The organism is Streptococcus oralis, assembly GCF_003943385.1.
Classification (GTDB): Bacteria; Bacillota; Bacilli; order Lactobacillales; family Streptococcaceae; genus Streptococcus; species Streptococcus oralis_CA.
Genome location: NZ_RJPI01000013.1, coordinates 1 through 14,500 on the forward strand (window position 1 = coordinate 1; position 14,500 = coordinate 14,500).

At 42.9% G+C, this 14,500-nt stretch carries 12 protein-coding genes, 12 tRNA genes and 1 rRNA gene; 24 read left to right on the forward strand and 1 reads right to left on the reverse strand.

Annotation, left to right across the window (positions count from 1 at the left end; all coding sequences use genetic code 11):
- The first annotated feature begins 33 nt into the window (after positions 1-33).
- The 20 genes from rrf to D8803_RS08725 all read left to right on the forward strand — a co-directional run bounded on the left by rrf (position 34) and on the right by D8803_RS08725 (position 8,578).
- Positions 34-149 (forward strand): 5S ribosomal RNA (gene rrf / locus D8803_RS08630).
- Between the two features lie 29 nt (positions 150-178).
- Positions 179-251: transfer RNA gene (locus D8803_RS08635), tRNA-Val, on the forward strand.
- 5 nt (positions 252-256) lie between these two features.
- Positions 257-327, forward strand: a tRNA-Gly gene (locus D8803_RS08640).
- Positions 328-361: 34 nt separating this feature from the next.
- Positions 362-435 (forward strand) — tRNA-Ile (locus D8803_RS08645).
- A gap of 11 nt (positions 436-446) precedes the next feature.
- Positions 447-518: transfer RNA gene (locus D8803_RS08650), tRNA-Glu, on the forward strand.
- A 5-nt stretch (positions 519-523) separates the two neighbouring features.
- Positions 524-613: transfer RNA gene (locus tag D8803_RS08655), tRNA-Ser, on the forward strand.
- A 12-nt stretch (positions 614-625) separates the two neighbouring features.
- A tRNA-Met gene (locus D8803_RS08660) sits at positions 626-699 on the forward strand.
- A 3-nt stretch (positions 700-702) separates the two neighbouring features.
- Positions 703-775 (forward strand) — tRNA-Phe (locus tag D8803_RS08665).
- Positions 776-789: 14 nt separating this feature from the next.
- A tRNA-Tyr gene (locus D8803_RS08670) sits at positions 790-870 on the forward strand.
- An 11-nt stretch (positions 871-881) separates the two neighbouring features.
- A tRNA-Trp gene (locus D8803_RS08675) sits at positions 882-952 on the forward strand.
- A 14-nt stretch (positions 953-966) separates the two neighbouring features.
- A tRNA-His gene (locus tag D8803_RS08680) sits at positions 967-1,039 on the forward strand.
- A gap of 13 nt (positions 1,040-1,052) precedes the next feature.
- Positions 1,053-1,124: transfer RNA gene (locus D8803_RS08685), tRNA-Gln, on the forward strand.
- A gap of 9 nt (positions 1,125-1,133) precedes the next feature.
- Positions 1,134-1,217 (forward strand) — tRNA-Leu (locus tag D8803_RS08690).
- Between the two features lie 183 nt (positions 1,218-1,400).
- Positions 1,401-2,678 carry a hypothetical protein gene (locus D8803_RS08695; RefSeq protein WP_061419398.1) on the forward strand — a complete coding sequence of 426 codons (1,278 nt, stop codon included), beginning with the start codon at positions 1,401-1,403 and terminating at the stop codon, positions 2,676-2,678.
- Positions 2,679-2,753: 75 nt separating this feature from the next.
- The gene (thrC, locus tag D8803_RS08700) at positions 2,754-4,238 is read left to right on the forward strand and encodes a threonine synthase (RefSeq protein WP_131200854.1); all 1,485 of its coding nucleotides are present in this window, start codon (positions 2,754-2,756) and stop codon (positions 4,236-4,238) included.
- Between the two features lie 60 nt (positions 4,239-4,298).
- Positions 4,299-5,579, forward strand: coding sequence for an MATE family efflux transporter (locus D8803_RS08705; protein ID WP_131200855.1), 1,281 nt, complete (start codon positions 4,299-4,301; stop codon positions 5,577-5,579).
- 3 nt (positions 5,580-5,582) lie between these two features.
- A complete protein-coding gene (locus D8803_RS08710) occupies positions 5,583-6,206 on the forward strand; it encodes an HAD family hydrolase (RefSeq protein WP_125416869.1) in 624 nt (207 codons plus the stop codon).
- A 161-nt stretch (positions 6,207-6,367) separates the two neighbouring features.
- Positions 6,368-7,582 (forward strand): LysM peptidoglycan-binding domain-containing protein, encoded by a 1,215-nt coding sequence (locus tag D8803_RS08715; RefSeq protein ID WP_125416871.1) that lies wholly within the window; start codon positions 6,368-6,370, stop codon positions 7,580-7,582.
- 197 nt (positions 7,583-7,779) lie between these two features.
- A complete protein-coding gene (locus tag D8803_RS08720; RefSeq protein ID WP_131200856.1) occupies positions 7,780-8,205 on the forward strand; it encodes a MarR family winged helix-turn-helix transcriptional regulator in 426 nt (141 codons plus the stop codon).
- A gap of 10 nt (positions 8,206-8,215) precedes the next feature.
- Positions 8,216-8,578: a DUF1304 domain-containing protein gene (locus D8803_RS08725; RefSeq protein WP_061419414.1), complete on the forward strand. Its 363-nt coding sequence runs from the start codon at positions 8,216-8,218 to the stop codon at positions 8,576-8,578.
- A gap of 40 nt (positions 8,579-8,618) precedes the next feature.
- Here D8803_RS08725 and D8803_RS08730 read toward each other — a convergent pair whose 3' ends face one another.
- The gene (locus D8803_RS08730) at positions 8,619-9,476 is read right to left on the reverse strand and encodes a DUF975 family protein (protein WP_131200857.1); all 858 of its coding nucleotides are present in this window, start codon (positions 9,474-9,476) and stop codon (positions 8,619-8,621) included.
- A gap of 116 nt (positions 9,477-9,592) precedes the next feature.
- Between D8803_RS08730 and tgt the strand changes: the two genes are divergently transcribed.
- The 4 genes from tgt (at position 9,593) to D8803_RS08750 (ending at position 14,458) form a co-directional block, all read left to right on the forward strand.
- Positions 9,593-10,735: a tRNA guanosine(34) transglycosylase Tgt gene (tgt, locus tag D8803_RS08735; RefSeq protein ID WP_061419419.1), complete on the forward strand. Its 1,143-nt coding sequence runs from the start codon at positions 9,593-9,595 to the stop codon at positions 10,733-10,735.
- Positions 10,736-10,834: 99 nt separating this feature from the next.
- Positions 10,835-12,652 carry an acyltransferase family protein gene (locus D8803_RS08740; RefSeq protein WP_131200858.1) on the forward strand — a complete coding sequence of 606 codons (1,818 nt, stop codon included), beginning with the start codon at positions 10,835-10,837 and terminating at the stop codon, positions 12,650-12,652.
- A 140-nt stretch (positions 12,653-12,792) separates the two neighbouring features.
- Positions 12,793-13,944, forward strand: coding sequence for an N-acetylglucosamine-6-phosphate deacetylase (gene nagA / locus D8803_RS08745; RefSeq protein WP_131200859.1), 1,152 nt, complete (start codon positions 12,793-12,795; stop codon positions 13,942-13,944).
- 148 nt (positions 13,945-14,092) lie between these two features.
- A complete protein-coding gene (locus tag D8803_RS08750) occupies positions 14,093-14,458 on the forward strand; it encodes a DUF1033 family protein (RefSeq protein ID WP_131200860.1) in 366 nt (121 codons plus the stop codon).
- The last annotated feature ends 42 nt before the right edge of the window (positions 14,459-14,500 follow it).

Genomic DNA, 14,500 nt, shown 5'->3' on the forward strand with positions numbered 1-14,500 from the left:
TATTATTCAATTTTGAGTAGGTATTACTCAGAGTTAAGTGACGATAGCCTAGGAGATACACCTGTACCCATGCCGAACACAGCAGTTAAGCCCTAGAACGCCGGAAGTAGTTGGGGGTTGCCCCCTGTGAGATATGGAAGTCGCTTAGCAGAATAGGAAGTTTAGAGGCTTCCTTTTTGGGAGTTTAGCTCAGCTGGGAGAGCATCTGCCTTACAAGCAGAGGGTCAGCGGTTCGATCCCGTTAACTCCCATTTTAGCGGGTGTAGTTTAGTGGTAAAACTACAGCCTTCCAAGCTGTTGTCGCGAGTTCGATTCTCGTCACCCGCTTTGAACTTTGTTCAAATTACCAAGTTTTTAACTTGGGCGCGTAGCTCAGGTGGTTAGAGCGCACGCCTGATAAGCGTGAGGTCGGTGGTTCGAGTCCACTCGTGCCCATTTATGAATATGGTCCGTTGGTCAAGGGGTTAAGACACCGCCTTTTCACGGCGGTAACACGGGTTCGAATCCCGTACGGACTATTTTTGGAGGATTACCCAAGTCTGGCTGAAGGGAACGGTCTTGAAAACCGTCAGGCGTGTAAAAGCGTGCGTGGGTTCGAATCCCACATCCTCCTTTTTATTATTAACGCGGGATGGAGCAGCTCGGTAGCTCGTCGGGCTCATAACCCGAAGGTCGTAGGTTCAAATCCTGCTCCCGCAATTTGGCTCGGTAGCTCAGTTGGTAGAGCAATGGATTGAAGCTCCATGTGTCGGCGGTTCGATTCCGTCTCGCGCCATATACTTATGACTAGGAAGGGTAGCGAAGAGGCTAAACGCGGCGGACTGTAAATCCGCTCCTTCGGGTTCGGGGGTTCGAATCCCTCCCCTTCCATTCCTTTAGTTACGGGCATAGTTTAAAGGTAGAACTAAGGTCTCCAAAACCTTCAGTGTGGGTTCAATTCCTACTGCCCGTGTTTATAGAATTATGGCGGGTGTGGTGAAGTGGTTAACACACCAGATTGTGGCTCTGGCATGCGTGGGTTCGATCCCCATCACTCGCCTATTTTATATTATTGGGGTATAGCCAAGCGGTAAGGCAAGGGACTTTGACTCCCTCATGCGTTGGTTCGAATCCAGCTACCCCAGTTACTATTTGCCGGCGTGGCGGAATTGGCAGACGCGCTGGACTCAAAATCCAGTGTCCGCAAGGACGTGCCGGTTCGACCCCGGCCGCCGGTATAGTATGAAAGACAAGGTTTTCGGACCTTGTTTTTTGATTTAGTGAAGATTTTGATATTTTTCTTTAAGTACAGATAACTGATGAATGATCTTTTTCTTCTTATTCTAATCATTTTTAGTGTGTTTTTGGTATAATATTACTTATTCACATTTTATGTAGATTATGAAAGAGTTTGGTGGTTAATGTCTCGTTCGGTTGACTTGCTTAAGAAGCGCTACTTAGAAAATATAAAAGAGAAGCCTGATTTATTTGTTGGGGTTGAGCTGGAGTATCCTGTTGTAAATTTAGAGGGTAAGGCTACGGATATTGAGGTTGTTAAGGAACTGTTTTGGTATTTATCTTCTGTTCTGAAGTTTACAGTTGAGAAAGTTGATGATTTTGGGAATCCAATTCAGTTACTAGATCCGGTCAGTCGGGATACAATCTTATTTGAAGTTGCTTATACGACCGTTGAGTTTGCCTTTGGTAGGGCTAAATCTATCCAAGAGGTAGAAGAACGCTTTAACTTCTATATGGCTACGATTCAGAATAAGTTGGGTGAAGCTAATCATGCTATTGTTGGCTGCGGCATTCATCCCAACTGGGATAAAAATGAGAATTGTCCAGTGGATTATCCCCGCTATCAGATGTTGATGGATTATCTGAATTTGAGTAGAAATGTAACTAAATCAGATTTACATCATTTCCCTGAGTATGGTGCCTTTATCTGTGGAAGTCAGGTTCAACTGGACGTTTCAAAGTCTAACTTTCTGCGTGTTATCAATGCTTTTACTCAAATTGAAGCAGCAAAAGCTTATTTGTTTGCAAATTCTGAGTTTTCAGGGGCAGATTGGGATACCAAAATTTCGAGAGATATTTTTTGGGAAGAATCTATGCATGGTATCTATCCAGAGAATGTAGGTGTCAATGCTAGACTCTTTAAGGATGAGGAGGATTTTTTTGACTATCTAGATCATTCTGCGATTTTCACAGCGGAGCGTGATGGGCAGACCTATTATTTTTATCCTGTTCAGGCTAGGAACTATTTGACTACACCTGAAATCCAGGCATTTACCCTTAATGGGGATGAAGTATTAATCTATCCTCAGGAGAAGGACTTTCAGACACACCGTAGTTACCAGTACCAAGACTTAACAACTAGAGGGACTATTGAGTTTCGTAGTGTGTGTACTCAGCCGCTTGATAGGACTTTTGCTTCTGCTGCCTTTCACTTGGGATTATTAGTTAATTTAGATAAGTTAGAAGCTTACTTGCGAGCTGCTCCATTTTTTATCACATTTGGTCGTGATTACAAGTCATTGAGGCGACAATTTTCTAAGAAAAGGCTAACAGATGAGGAAGAAACTGCAATTGTCGAGTTTTCAAAAGAATTACTCTTTCTAGCCGAGGAAGGACTGGAGAAGAGAGGCAAGCAAGAAATGACCTATTTACAGCCTTTGAAAGAAGAATTGGGCCTATAATTTCCCTTATAAAGGGAGAATTTTCTGAAAAATCATGATATAATGGAAGAGACTATAGATAAAGGATAGAGATTCATGACATTAGTTTATCAATCAACGCGTGATGCCAATAATACAGTAACTGCCAGCCAAGCTATTTTACAAGGTTTGGCGACGGATGGTGGTCTATTTACACCTCTTACTTATCCAAAAGTAGATTTGGACTTTGAAAAATTGAAAGATGCTTCTTACCAAGAAGTGGCTAAGTTAGTTTTGTCAGCATTTTTAGATGACTTTACAGCTGAGGAGTTGGATTACTGTATCAACAATGCCTACGATAGCAAGTTTGATACCCCAGCTATTGCGCCATTGGTGAAACTGGATGGGCAATACAACTTGGAATTGTTCCATGGTTCTACGATTGCCTTTAAAGATATGGCCTTGTCCATCTTGCCATACTTTATGACGACTGCTGCTAAAAAGCATGGTTTGGAGAACAAAATCGTCATTTTGACAGCGACATCGGGTGATACTGGGAAAGCAGCTATGGCTGGATTTGCGGATGTACCTGGTACTGAGATTATCGTCTTTTATCCAAAGGATGGTGTCAGCAAGGTACAAGAGTTACAAATGACCACTCAAACTGGAGACAATACTCATGTTATCGCTATTGATGGAAACTTTGATGATGCGCAAACAAATGTGAAACATATGTTTAACGATGTAGCTCTCCGTGAAAAATTGGCAGGGAACAAGTTGCAATTTTCATCAGCTAACTCTATGAACATCGGTCGTTTGGTACCACAGGTTGTTTATTATGTCTATGCCTATGCCCAGTTGGTTAAGTCTGGTGAGATTGTGGCTGGTGAAAAGGTCAACTTCACAGTACCAACAGGGAACTTCGGCAATATCTTAGCTGCCTTTTATGCTAAACAAATCGGCCTACCAGTTGATAAATTGATCTGTGCTTCAAATGATAATAATGTTTTGACCGACTTCTTTAAAACACGTGTTTACGACAAGAAACGTGAGTTTAAGGTCACAACTAGCCCATCCATGGATATTCTAGTGTCTTCAAACTTGGAGCGTTTGATTTTCCATCTTTTGGGGAATGATGCGGTTAAGACAGCTGAACTCATGAACGCCTTGAGTACACAAGGACAATATGAATTGACAGACTTTGATGCAGCGATTCTGGAACTCTTTGCAGCTGAATATGCGACGGAGGAAGAAACGGCAACAGAAATCAAGCGTGTTTATGAGTCAGATTCTTATATCGAGGATCCACATACGGCGGTTGCCTCAGCAGTTTATAAAAAATACCAAGCGGCTACTGGCGATGTAACCAAGACCGTGATTGCTTCAACAGCTAGTCCATACAAGTTCCCAGTAGTTGCAGTAGAAGCTGTAACAGGAAAAGTAGGCTTAACTGACTTTGAAGCCTTGGCTCAATTACATGACATTTCAGGAGTAGCAGTGCCACCAGCAGTTGACGGCCTTGAAACCGCGCCAGTTCGTCACAAGACAACAGTGGCAGCTACTGACATGCAAGCAGCGGTTGAGGCTTATCTAGGACTTTAAGACAGAGGAAGTAAACTCGGTTGGGAAATCAACTGAGTTTCTTTTCATCAGGAGGAAGGATTGTTTAGGAAAAATAAAGACATTCTTAATATTGCATTGCCAGCTATGGGGGAAAACTTTTTGCAGATGCTCATGGGAATGGTAGACAGTTACTTGGTCGCTCACTTGGGCTTAATCGCTATTTCAGGTGTTTCAGTGGCTGGCAATATTATCACGATTTATCAGGCGATTTTCATCGCTCTGGGTGCTGCTATTTCCAGTGTTATTTCAAAAAGTTTGGGGCAGAAAGATCAGTCTAAGCTAGCCTACCATGTGACTGAGGCGTTGAAGATTACCTTGCTGTTGAGTTTGCTTTTAGGGGCCTTGTCCATCTTTGCTGGTCAAGAGATGATAGAACTTTTGGGGACTGATCAGGCTGTGGCCGAAAGTGGAGGGCTCTACCTTTCTTTAGTAGGTGGTTCGATTGTTCTTCTGGGTTTTATGACCAGTTTGGGCGCCTTGATTCGTGCAACGCATAATCCTCGTCTCCCCCTCTATGTTAGTCTTTTATCCAATGCCTTGAATATTCTCTTTTCCAGTCTAGCTATTTTTATCCTTGACATGGGGATAGAGGGTGTTGCTTGGGGGACTATCTTGTCTCGCTTAGTCGGTCTGGTGATTTTGTGGTCGCAATTAAAGCTACCTTTTGAGAAACCAACTTTTGGTTTAGATAAGGAACTATTGATCTTGGCTTTGCCAGCGGCAGGAGAACGTCTCATGATGCGGGCTGGAGATGTAGTGATCATTGCCTTGGTCGTCTCTTTTGGGACGGAGGTAGTAGCGGGAAATGCAGTCGGAGAAGTTTTGACCCAGTTTAATTACATGCCTGCCTTTGGCGTCGCTACGGCGACGGTCATGCAGGTGGCTCGAGCAGTTGGAGAGGATAACTGGGAAAGAGTAGACGAGGTAAGCAAACAAACCTTTTGGCTTTCTCTACTTCTCATGTTGCCCTTAACTCTCAGTATCTATGCCTTAGGGGTACCACTGACCCATCTCTATACGACCGATCCTGTAGCGGTCGAAGCTAGTGTTTTGGTGGCACTTTTCTCTCTACTAGGAACTCCTATGACGACAGGGACAGTTATTTATACGGCGGTTTGGCAGGGCTTGGGAAATGCTCGTCTCCCCTTTTATGCGACAAGTATCGGGATGTGGTGTATCCGTATCGGGACAGCCTATCTGATGGGCATTGTTCTTGGTTGGGGCTTGCCTGGTATTTGGGCAGGAACCCTTTTGGATAATGGTTTTCGCTGGTTATTTCTACGTTATCGTTACCAGCGTTATATGATGTTGAAAGGATAGGAGATGCAAAAAGTAGCCTTTATTTGGGATTTAGACGGGACCTTATTGGACTCTTACGAAGCGATTTTATCAGGGATTGAGGAGACTTTTGGTCAGTTTGCTATTCCTTATGATAAGGAGAAAGTGAGAGAGTTTATCCTCAAATTTTCGGTGCAGGATTTGCTGGAGCAGGTGGCAGAAGAGAGAAATCTGGATGCGGAAGTGCTCAATCAGGTGCGTGCCCAGAGCCTGTCTGAGAAGAATGCCCAGGTAGTTTTGATGCCAGGTGCGCGTGAAGTGCTAGCTTGGGCAGACCAAGCAGGGATTCAGCAGTTTGTCTATACTCATAAGGGGGACAATGCTTTCGCTATTCTAAGAGACTTGGGTTTGGAATGTTATTTTACAGAGATTCTAACCAGTCAGAGCGGTTTTGCGCGTAAGCCCAGTCCAGAAGCGGCGACATATCTGCTAGACAAGTATAAGTTGGATCCTAGGGATACCTATTATATAGGGGATCGGATTTTGGATGTGGAATTTGCCCAGAATAGCAGCATTCAAAGCATTAACTTTCTAGAGTCTTCTTATGAAGGAAATCACAGGATTCAAGCGTTGGCAGATATTCCCCACATTTTTGATGCTGGGGAATAAAAAATTGTGTCAGTTGCGTGACAGAAAGCTAACAAACTATTTCAAGTAATCGAGTTTGTTACAAGGAATGGACAGTTCTGTTAAATAGGCCCGAGAGGGCTTTTTTTCAGCTTTTTTTGTGTTATGATAGACAGGTACTCATTTGAAAGGAATATGAACGAATGAAGAAAAGAATGATTTTAGTCTCAACAGTAGCCTTGTCATTTGCCCCAGTATTGGCAACCCAAGCAGAAGAAGTCCTTTGGACTGCACGTAGTGTTGAGCAAATCCAAAACGATTTGACTAAAACGGACAACAAAACAAGCTATACAGTACAGTATGGTGATACCTTGAGCACCATTGCAGAAGCCTTGGGTGTAGATGTCACAGTTCTTGCTAATTTGAACAAAATCACCAATATGGACTTGATTTTCCCAGATACTGTCCTCACTACAACTGTCAATGAGGAAGAAGAGGTAACGGAAGTTGAAATCCAAGCTCCTCAATCAGATGCTAGTGAAGAAGTGATGACTGCGACAGCAGATTTGACGACGAATCAAGTAACAGTCGATGAACAAACAGTTCAAGTAGAAGATCTTTCTCAACCAATTGAGGAAGCTCCAACTGCAACCGAGACGGAAAAAACAACAGAAGTAGCGTCAAGTTCAGAAGTTTCTGAGACAGCGACAGTTGCTGAAGAGACACCATCTACAGAAACACCTGTAGTTGAAGAAACACCTGAAACGGCTCCAGCGGAAGCACCAGTAGCAGAAACAACTCGCCCAGTTGAAGAAGAAGCTCCTCAAGCAGCGACTCCAGCTACCGAAGAAACGGCAGCAACAACTCCAGCAGAAGCACCAGTAGTAGCTGCGCTAACAACGGAAACGCCTGCTGATACAACAGGAACAAGTGCAACAGAAGAAACAGCAGCATCAACAGCAACTTCTGACACTGCAACTTCGACTTATCAAGCAGAGCAAAGCCAAACTCCTTCAAGAACTTATTCAGCTCCAGCGGCTCCTGACTATGCAGGCCTTGCTGTAGCCAAGTCTGAGAACGCTGGTCTACAACCACAGACGGCAGCCTTTAAAGAAGAAATCGCCAATTTGTTTGGCATCACATCTTTTAGTGGCTACCGTCCTGGTGACAGTGGGGACCATGGTAAAGGTTTGGCCATCGACTTTATGGTTCCAGTGAGTTCAGCACTCGGAGATCAAATCGCGGAATATGCAGTCCAAAATATGGCTAGCCGCGGTATCAACTACATCATCTGGAAACAACGTTTCTACGCTCCATATGATAGTAAATATGGACCAGCTTACACATGGAATCCAATGCCAGACCGTGGTAGCGTAACCGAAAACCACTATGACCACGTTCACGTATCAATGAACTAATCATTAAAATGGAAGTTGGGAACTGATTGAGTTCCCGCTTCTTTTTTGTGTGTCATTCCTTCAGGGTAAAAGGGATAAATATGAGGAAGTGAGTAATATTTCAAGAGAATATAAGCATATTACTTGATTTATTTTTTGGATTGCATTATACTTAATAAGTCAATTATTGATAAATCAATGTTAAAGGAGAACGGTTTATGGTAGCAATCCATGATTTACTGTATCAGTTACGATTAGTAGATCAGTCTATGACACAATTATTCGAACGCCAATTGGGGATTAGTCTCACTCGTTATCAAATCTTATGTTTCTTAATTGATCAGTCACCATGTAATCAAATTTCGGTTCAGGAGAGATTGAAGATTGATCAGGCTGCCTTGACACGGCACTTTAAAATTCTGGAAAAGGAAGGTTTGGTTAATCGACGTCGGAATCCTGAAAACCAGAGGGAGGTTTTGGTGGAAGTGACAGACTTTGCGAGAGAACAACTAATAACCAACTCTCCCCAACACCATATAAACGTAAAGAGTCAGATGGAGAGTGTACTTACAAAAGGAGAGCGAGAAGAGTTCAGTCGCTTGTTAGAAAAGTTGATATCTGGCTTAGAAGAGATAGAAATTTAAGGAGAAGAATATGTCTATTTTTACAATTATTTTAGCAACTATCGTTGCCTTGGAGCATTTTTACATTTTTTATTTGGAAAGTGTGGCTACGCAATCAGACACTACTAGTCGCGTCTTTAATGTGGATAAGGAAGAACTGGCTCGTCTTTCGGTGAGTTCACTGTTTAAAAATCAAGGGATTTATAATGCTTTGCTGGGTGTGTTTCTCTTGTACGGGATTTATTTCTCACAAAGTTTGGAAATTGTGACTATCTTTGTTTTATTTGTGCTTGGTGCAGCGACCTACGGTTCTCTGACAGCAGACAAGAAGATTATTCTGAAGCAAGGTGGACCCGCTATTTTGACTCTGCTGAGTATGTTACTTTTGAAATAAGAAAACCAGCGTCCTGAAAGACGCTGGTTTTTGTATGCTCTTATCCATTTCGGCGCTTACGGGCTAGTAGGGCTCTGTAAAAGAAGATGTGATTGTTTTGGATATAGGGAAGGATTGAAAAACTAGCAATCCCAAAAGTAATCCAGTTGAGGAAGTACCAAGGGAGTAGTTGTAAGTCGAGGACAAAGCGTTGAAATTTGTAACCCTTCATCAAGAAACGGCTGGTTTTCAGGATTTGACGGGGTTTAGCCTGTCCTAAATCCAGAGTGTCGCAGAGGAGGAATTCTACCTGCGAGTAGGCATAATGTTGAGGAACGTAGAGGATGTTTCCCACAATCATCAAGATGAGGCTCGCGAAAAAGTAGAGGCCAAAGGCCATAAGGAATTGCTCGGTTTCAACGGATGAGAGGTCTAGTTTTGGAAATTCAGGATGTAGGGCGACAAATCTCCGAGCCAAGAGATTGCTATAAAAGAGAAAATAAACGCCTACTAAGTTTGGAATGCTCCATAAAAAGAGGTAGAAACGTTTGAGGAGCAGGGTCAGGAAGGTTTGCGAGAAGCGCTCTTCAGCAAAGAGGGTCAGGCTTGATTTTACTGAGAGTTCCGTATCAGGATCCTTGAGGAGTCGGAGTGTCGCAAAGGCAGCACCTACTAGAAAAATCGTGCTCATAAAAGAAACCACTAGTGGGAAGAGATAGGCTTGGAGCACTTGCGCCAGCATGCTGAAAAAGGATTGCTCTAAAACACTTTCTTGGAGACGAGCCAAGGGGTTGAGAAAGCCTGATAAGATGACCAGTATGCTAGGTAAGAGATAGACGAGAAAGAGGCGGGGGTTTTCAGCCTGAAACTGCCTAGTCTGCAGACGAATGGNTTTTAAATCAATTTTTTGGTATTTCATTCTTTCATTATACCATAGTTCGTGACAGTTCCTAGTTTTTTTGATAAAATCATACAGTATGCCTTTGGGCACAAAGTATGAACTGGGACTGTTTTTCCCAGCTTCGGAGGTAGAAAATGTCAGATTCACCAATCAAATACCGTTTGATTAAGAAAGAAAAACACACAGGAGCTCGTCTGGGAGAAATCATCACTCCCCACGGCACCTTCCCAACGCCTATGTTTATGCCAGTTGGGACCCAAGCTACTGTAAAAACCCAGTCACCAGAGGAGTTGAAGGAGATGGGATCAGGGATTATCCTGTCTAATACTTATCATCTGTGGCTTCGCCCTGGAGACGAACTCATTGCACGCGCAGGCGGTCTCCACAAGTTCATGAATTGGGATCAGTCAATCTTGACGGATAGTGGTGGTTTCCAGGTTTATTCCCTGGCAGATAGCCGAAATATCACAGAAGAAGGCGTAACCTTTAAAAACCATCTCAATGGTTCTAAGATGTTCCTATCGCCAGAAAAAGCCATTTCTATTCAGAATAATCTAGGTTCAGACATCATGATGTCCTTTGATGAATGTCCTCAGTTTTACCAACCTTACGACTACGTTAAGAAATCCATCGAGCGTACTAGCCGTTGGGCTGAGCGTGGTTTGAAGGCTCACCGTCGTCCACAGGACCAAGGTTTGTTTGGAATTGTACAGGGGGCAGGCTTTGAAGACCTTCGTCGTCAGTCAGCTCATGACCTTGTCAGCATGGACTTTCCAGGCTACTCTATAGGTGGTTTGGCAGTAGGAGAAACGCACGAAGAGATGAATGCAGTCTTGGATTTCACAACTCAACTGCTACCTGAAAACAAACCTCGCTACCTGATGGGTGTGGGAGCGCCAGATAGCTTGATTGATGGAGTTATTCGTGGTGTGGATATGTTTGACTGTGTCTTACCGACTCGTATTGCTCGTAACGGAACTTGTATGACCAGTCAAGGTCGTTTGGTTGTCAAGAATGCTCAGTTTGCTGAGGACTTTACGCCGCTGGATCCTGAGTGCGATTGCTACACATGTAAGAATTACACACGCGCCTACCTTCGTCACCTGCTCAAGGCCGATGAAACCTTTGGCATCCGCTTGACTAGCTATCACAATCTTTACTTCTTGCTTAACCTGATGAAGCAGGTCCGCCAAGCTATCATGGATGACAATCTTTTGGAATTTCGTGAGTATTTTGTGGAAAAATATGGCTACAACAAGTCAGGACGCAATTTCTAAAGTGTAAAAATAGAATGCTGAAATCCTACGTTTTCTCGTAGGATTTTTCTTCTTTTTTTGATAGAATAAAGTGTATAACGAAAGGGAGAATAGACTCGTATGCGTATTAAATGGTTTTCCTTGATTAGGATTACAGGTTTACTTCTGGTGCTTCTGTACCACTTCTTTCAGACCATCTTTCCTGGAGGATTTTTCGGGGTAGATGTCTTTTTCACATTTTCGGGATTCTTGATTACCTCCCTCCTTTTAGAAGAGTTTGGAAAGAAAAGCCAGATTGATTTGCTGGGCTTTTTTAAGAGACGGTTTTACCGCATCGTGCCACCTGTGGTGCTGATGGTTTTGGTGACAATGCCTTTTACTTTCTTGGTTCGTCAAGACTATGTTGCTGGCATTGGTGGCCAGATAGCTGGAGTTCTTGGTTTTATGACCAACTTCTATGAGATGTTAACAGGGGGAAGTTATGAATCTCAGTTCATTCCGCATCTCTTTGTCCACAACTGGAGTCTAGCTGTTGAGGTTCACTACTATATCCTTTGGGGCTTAGCGGTTTGGTTCTTATCCAAACACTCAAAATCTAGTAGTCAATTGAGAGGGATGGTCTTTCTCCTTTCTGCGGGAGCTTTTATCATTAGCTTTTTCTCCATGTTTATTGGTAGTCTAATGGCTAGTTCCTATTCATCTGTCTACTTTTCAAGTTTAACCCATGTCTATCCCTTCTTTTTAGGAAGCATTTTGGCGACGGTTGTGGGGGTTCGTCAGACGAGCGATTTAGTCAAGCAGTTTGATCGGATGTGGGATCTTCGTCAAAATCTCCTGGTATTTGCTGCGGGGCTTTTGGTGTTATTGCTCTTGACTTTCTTTGTCAAGTTCACCTACTTATTCGCTTATTTATTTGGTTTCGTACTGGCAAGTTTAGCGGCCGTGATCATGATTTTTGCTGCGCGTGTCTTGCATGAGAAAACGCCTGAGATACAAGAACCTCGGATAATTACATTTTTAGCGGATACTAGCTACGCGGTTTATCTCTTCCACTGGCCTTTTTATATTATCTTTTCTCAGTTGATGAGTAATTTGCCTGCTGTTATTCTGACAATCATCTTTTCTTATTTCTTTGCTATCCTATCCTTCTATATTATTGAGCCATTGATTGCTGGTAAGACCAATCCTTTAATACGGAAGATTAGTCGATTACCTCATATTAAACCAATTAGTGCTGCTGGTGCTGGCATTCTTACCTTGATTACCTTGATTATCATAACTGTGGCTCCCCAAGTTGGAGCTTTTGAAACAGACTTGATGGTGAATGGTTTTAAACAAGCCCAAACCAACCTGGATCAGATGAAGAAATTGGCCGAGCAAGCAGAGGCTAGCCGACTTGGAATTTCGGAGGGAACGAGTCTGATTGGAGATTCGGTAGCCTTGCGTGCTAATACAGCCTTACAAGAGACCCTTCCTGAAGCAAATATCAATGCTCAGGTTAGTCGGACGACCAAGCAAGCCAATGACATCATGCTCAATAACAGCCAGAACAAGGTACTTCTAAAAACAGTTGTCATTGCAACGGGTGTAAACGGACCAGAGAATTATAAAGATGACTTAGATACGATCGTTAAAAATCTTCCCAAAGGTCACCATCTGATTCTTGTAACACCTTATGAAGGTGACAAGAGCAAGGAAACTTACAAATCAGTGGAGCAGTATGCGGCTTATGCGCGGGAATTAGCTGAAAAGAATCCTTATGTGAGCATCGCTGACTGGAATAAGGTCGCTAAGGAGCACCCTGAAATCTGGGCTGGAACTGACCAAGTTCACTTTGGAAATGATAGCAACATGATTGAAGAAGGTGCTAAACTTTACGCAGAGACGATTGCAGCTGCTGTTAAGGATGCTCAAGAACTGCCTGTAAAATCAAAATAAAATTAAAGAGTTGGAGAAATCCAGCTCTTTTAAAATATCTCCAGAAAAGAGGTCTATACCATTTACAAATGAAAAAGAAAGGTTTATAATGTAATTGACATAATAAATTCTAGAAACAATCTATCAAGGAGGTTATCATTATGCCTAATTATATTAAAGCGGATCAGTTTTTCTACCCACACGAAGTTCGTCGTGGCGGTTACTTGGAACTTGTGGATGGCAAGTTTGGCAAACATGTAGAACAGATTCCTGAAGGAGCTGAGGTGATTGACTATACCGGTTATAGCATTGCCCCAGGACTTGTGGATACCCATATTCATGGATTTGGTGGTGTCGATGTCATGGATAATAACATCGAAGGAACCCTTCATACTATGAGTGAAGGATTGCTTAGCACGGGTGTTACTAGCTTCTTGCCAACGACGTTGACTTCCTCTTACGAGCAGTTGCTTGCGGTAACTGAAAATATCGGTGCTCGTTATCAGGAAGCAAGTGGAGCCAAGATTCGTGGGATCTATTTTGAAGGGCCTTATTTCACAGAGAAATACAAAGGAGCTCAAAATCCTGCCTATATGAAGGACCCTCGTATGGATGAGTTTCGTGCTTGGCAAAAAGCAGCCAATGGTTTGCTCAATAAAATTGCCCTTGCACCAGAACGTGAAGGTGTAGAAGACTTTGTTCGTACGATTACGGGCGAAGGTGTGACCGTTGCTCTTGGGCACTCAAATGCGACATTTGATGAAGCTAAAAAAGCAGTCGATGCTGGAGCAAGTGTTTGGGTACATGCCTACAATGGAATGCGTGGGTTGACTCACCGTGAGCTCGGTATGGTTGGTGCCATGTATGAGTTGCCCCATACTTACGCTGAATTGATTTGTGACGGTCACCACGTAGATCCAAAGGCCTGTGATATTTTGCTCAAGCAGAAGGGAACTGAAAATATTGCCCTTATCACAGACTGTATGACAGCGGGTGGCTTGGAAGACGGTGATTACATGTTGGGAGAATTCCCGGTAGTGGTTGCCAATGGAACGGCTCGCCTCAAATCTACAGGCAATTTGGCAGGTTCTATCCTCAAACTCAAAGATGGTTTGAAGAATGTGGTCGAATGGGGAATTGCGAATCCGCATGAAGCAGTCATGATGGCCAGCCTCAACCCAGCAAAATCTGTTCACATTGACGATGTCTGTGGTCAAATCCGCGAGGGTTATGACGCTGACTTTATCGTACTAGATAAAGATTTGGAATTGGTAGCAACCTACCTAGATGGTGTGAAACGTTATCAAGCATAATAAAAAGCAGAGGCTGTGATGACTCAGCCTTTGCTTTTCTATTCAGAGGTATCTTCAGAAAGTTAGAGGATTGTTCTATAGTGAAGCAAAATCCTTTCATTGTTCTAGAAAATTCGTTATAATATACGGTACAAAGGAAGTAGTGAAAATGTATCGTGTTATAGAAATGTATGGGGACTTTGAACCGTGGTGGTTCATAGAAGGTTGGGAAAAAGATGTCATTATGAGTCAATCTTTTGACAAGTATTATGATGCTCTAAAATATTATAAGTTATGCTGGTTTGAGTTGGAAAAGAAGAATCCTCTTTATAAGAGTCGGAGTGATTTGATGACTATTTTTTGGGATCCTGCTGATAAACGCTGGTGTGATGAGTGTGATGAGTACTTGCAGCAGTATCATTCTTTGGCACTTTTACAGGATGAGCAAGTCATCCCCGATGAAAAGCTACGTCCAGGCTACGAAAAACAAACAGGTCAAGAAAAACACCGTTCTTGCCGTATGAAATGGAGATAAAAAAGTAACTTTTTAAGTTGCTTTTTATTTTTTTCAATTTTT

What these genes read in the sequence shown, in the direction of transcription:
- D8803_RS08695 (WP_061419398.1), top strand. Translation starts at nt 1,401, where the DNA reads ATGTCTCGTTCGGTTGACTTGCTTAAGAAGCGCTACTTAGAAAATATA.
- thrC (WP_131200854.1), top strand. Translation starts at nt 2,754, where the DNA reads ATGACATTAGTTTATCAATCAACGCGTGATGCCAATAATACAGTAACT.
- D8803_RS08710 (WP_125416869.1), top strand. Translation starts at nt 5,583, where the DNA reads ATGCAAAAAGTAGCCTTTATTTGGGATTTAGACGGGACCTTATTGGAC.
- D8803_RS08715 (WP_125416871.1), top strand. Translation starts at nt 6,368, where the DNA reads ATGAAGAAAAGAATGATTTTAGTCTCAACAGTAGCCTTGTCATTTGCC.
- D8803_RS08720 (WP_131200856.1), top strand. Translation starts at nt 7,780, where the DNA reads ATGGTAGCAATCCATGATTTACTGTATCAGTTACGATTAGTAGATCAG.
- D8803_RS08725 (WP_061419414.1), top strand. Translation starts at nt 8,216, where the DNA reads ATGTCTATTTTTACAATTATTTTAGCAACTATCGTTGCCTTGGAGCAT.
- tgt (WP_061419419.1), top strand. Translation starts at nt 9,593, where the DNA reads ATGTCAGATTCACCAATCAAATACCGTTTGATTAAGAAAGAAAAACAC.
- D8803_RS08740 (WP_131200858.1), top strand. Translation starts at nt 10,835, where the DNA reads ATGCGTATTAAATGGTTTTCCTTGATTAGGATTACAGGTTTACTTCTG.
- nagA (WP_131200859.1), top strand. Translation starts at nt 12,793, where the DNA reads ATGCCTAATTATATTAAAGCGGATCAGTTTTTCTACCCACACGAAGTT.
- D8803_RS08750 (WP_131200860.1), top strand. Translation starts at nt 14,093, where the DNA reads ATGTATCGTGTTATAGAAATGTATGGGGACTTTGAACCGTGGTGGTTC.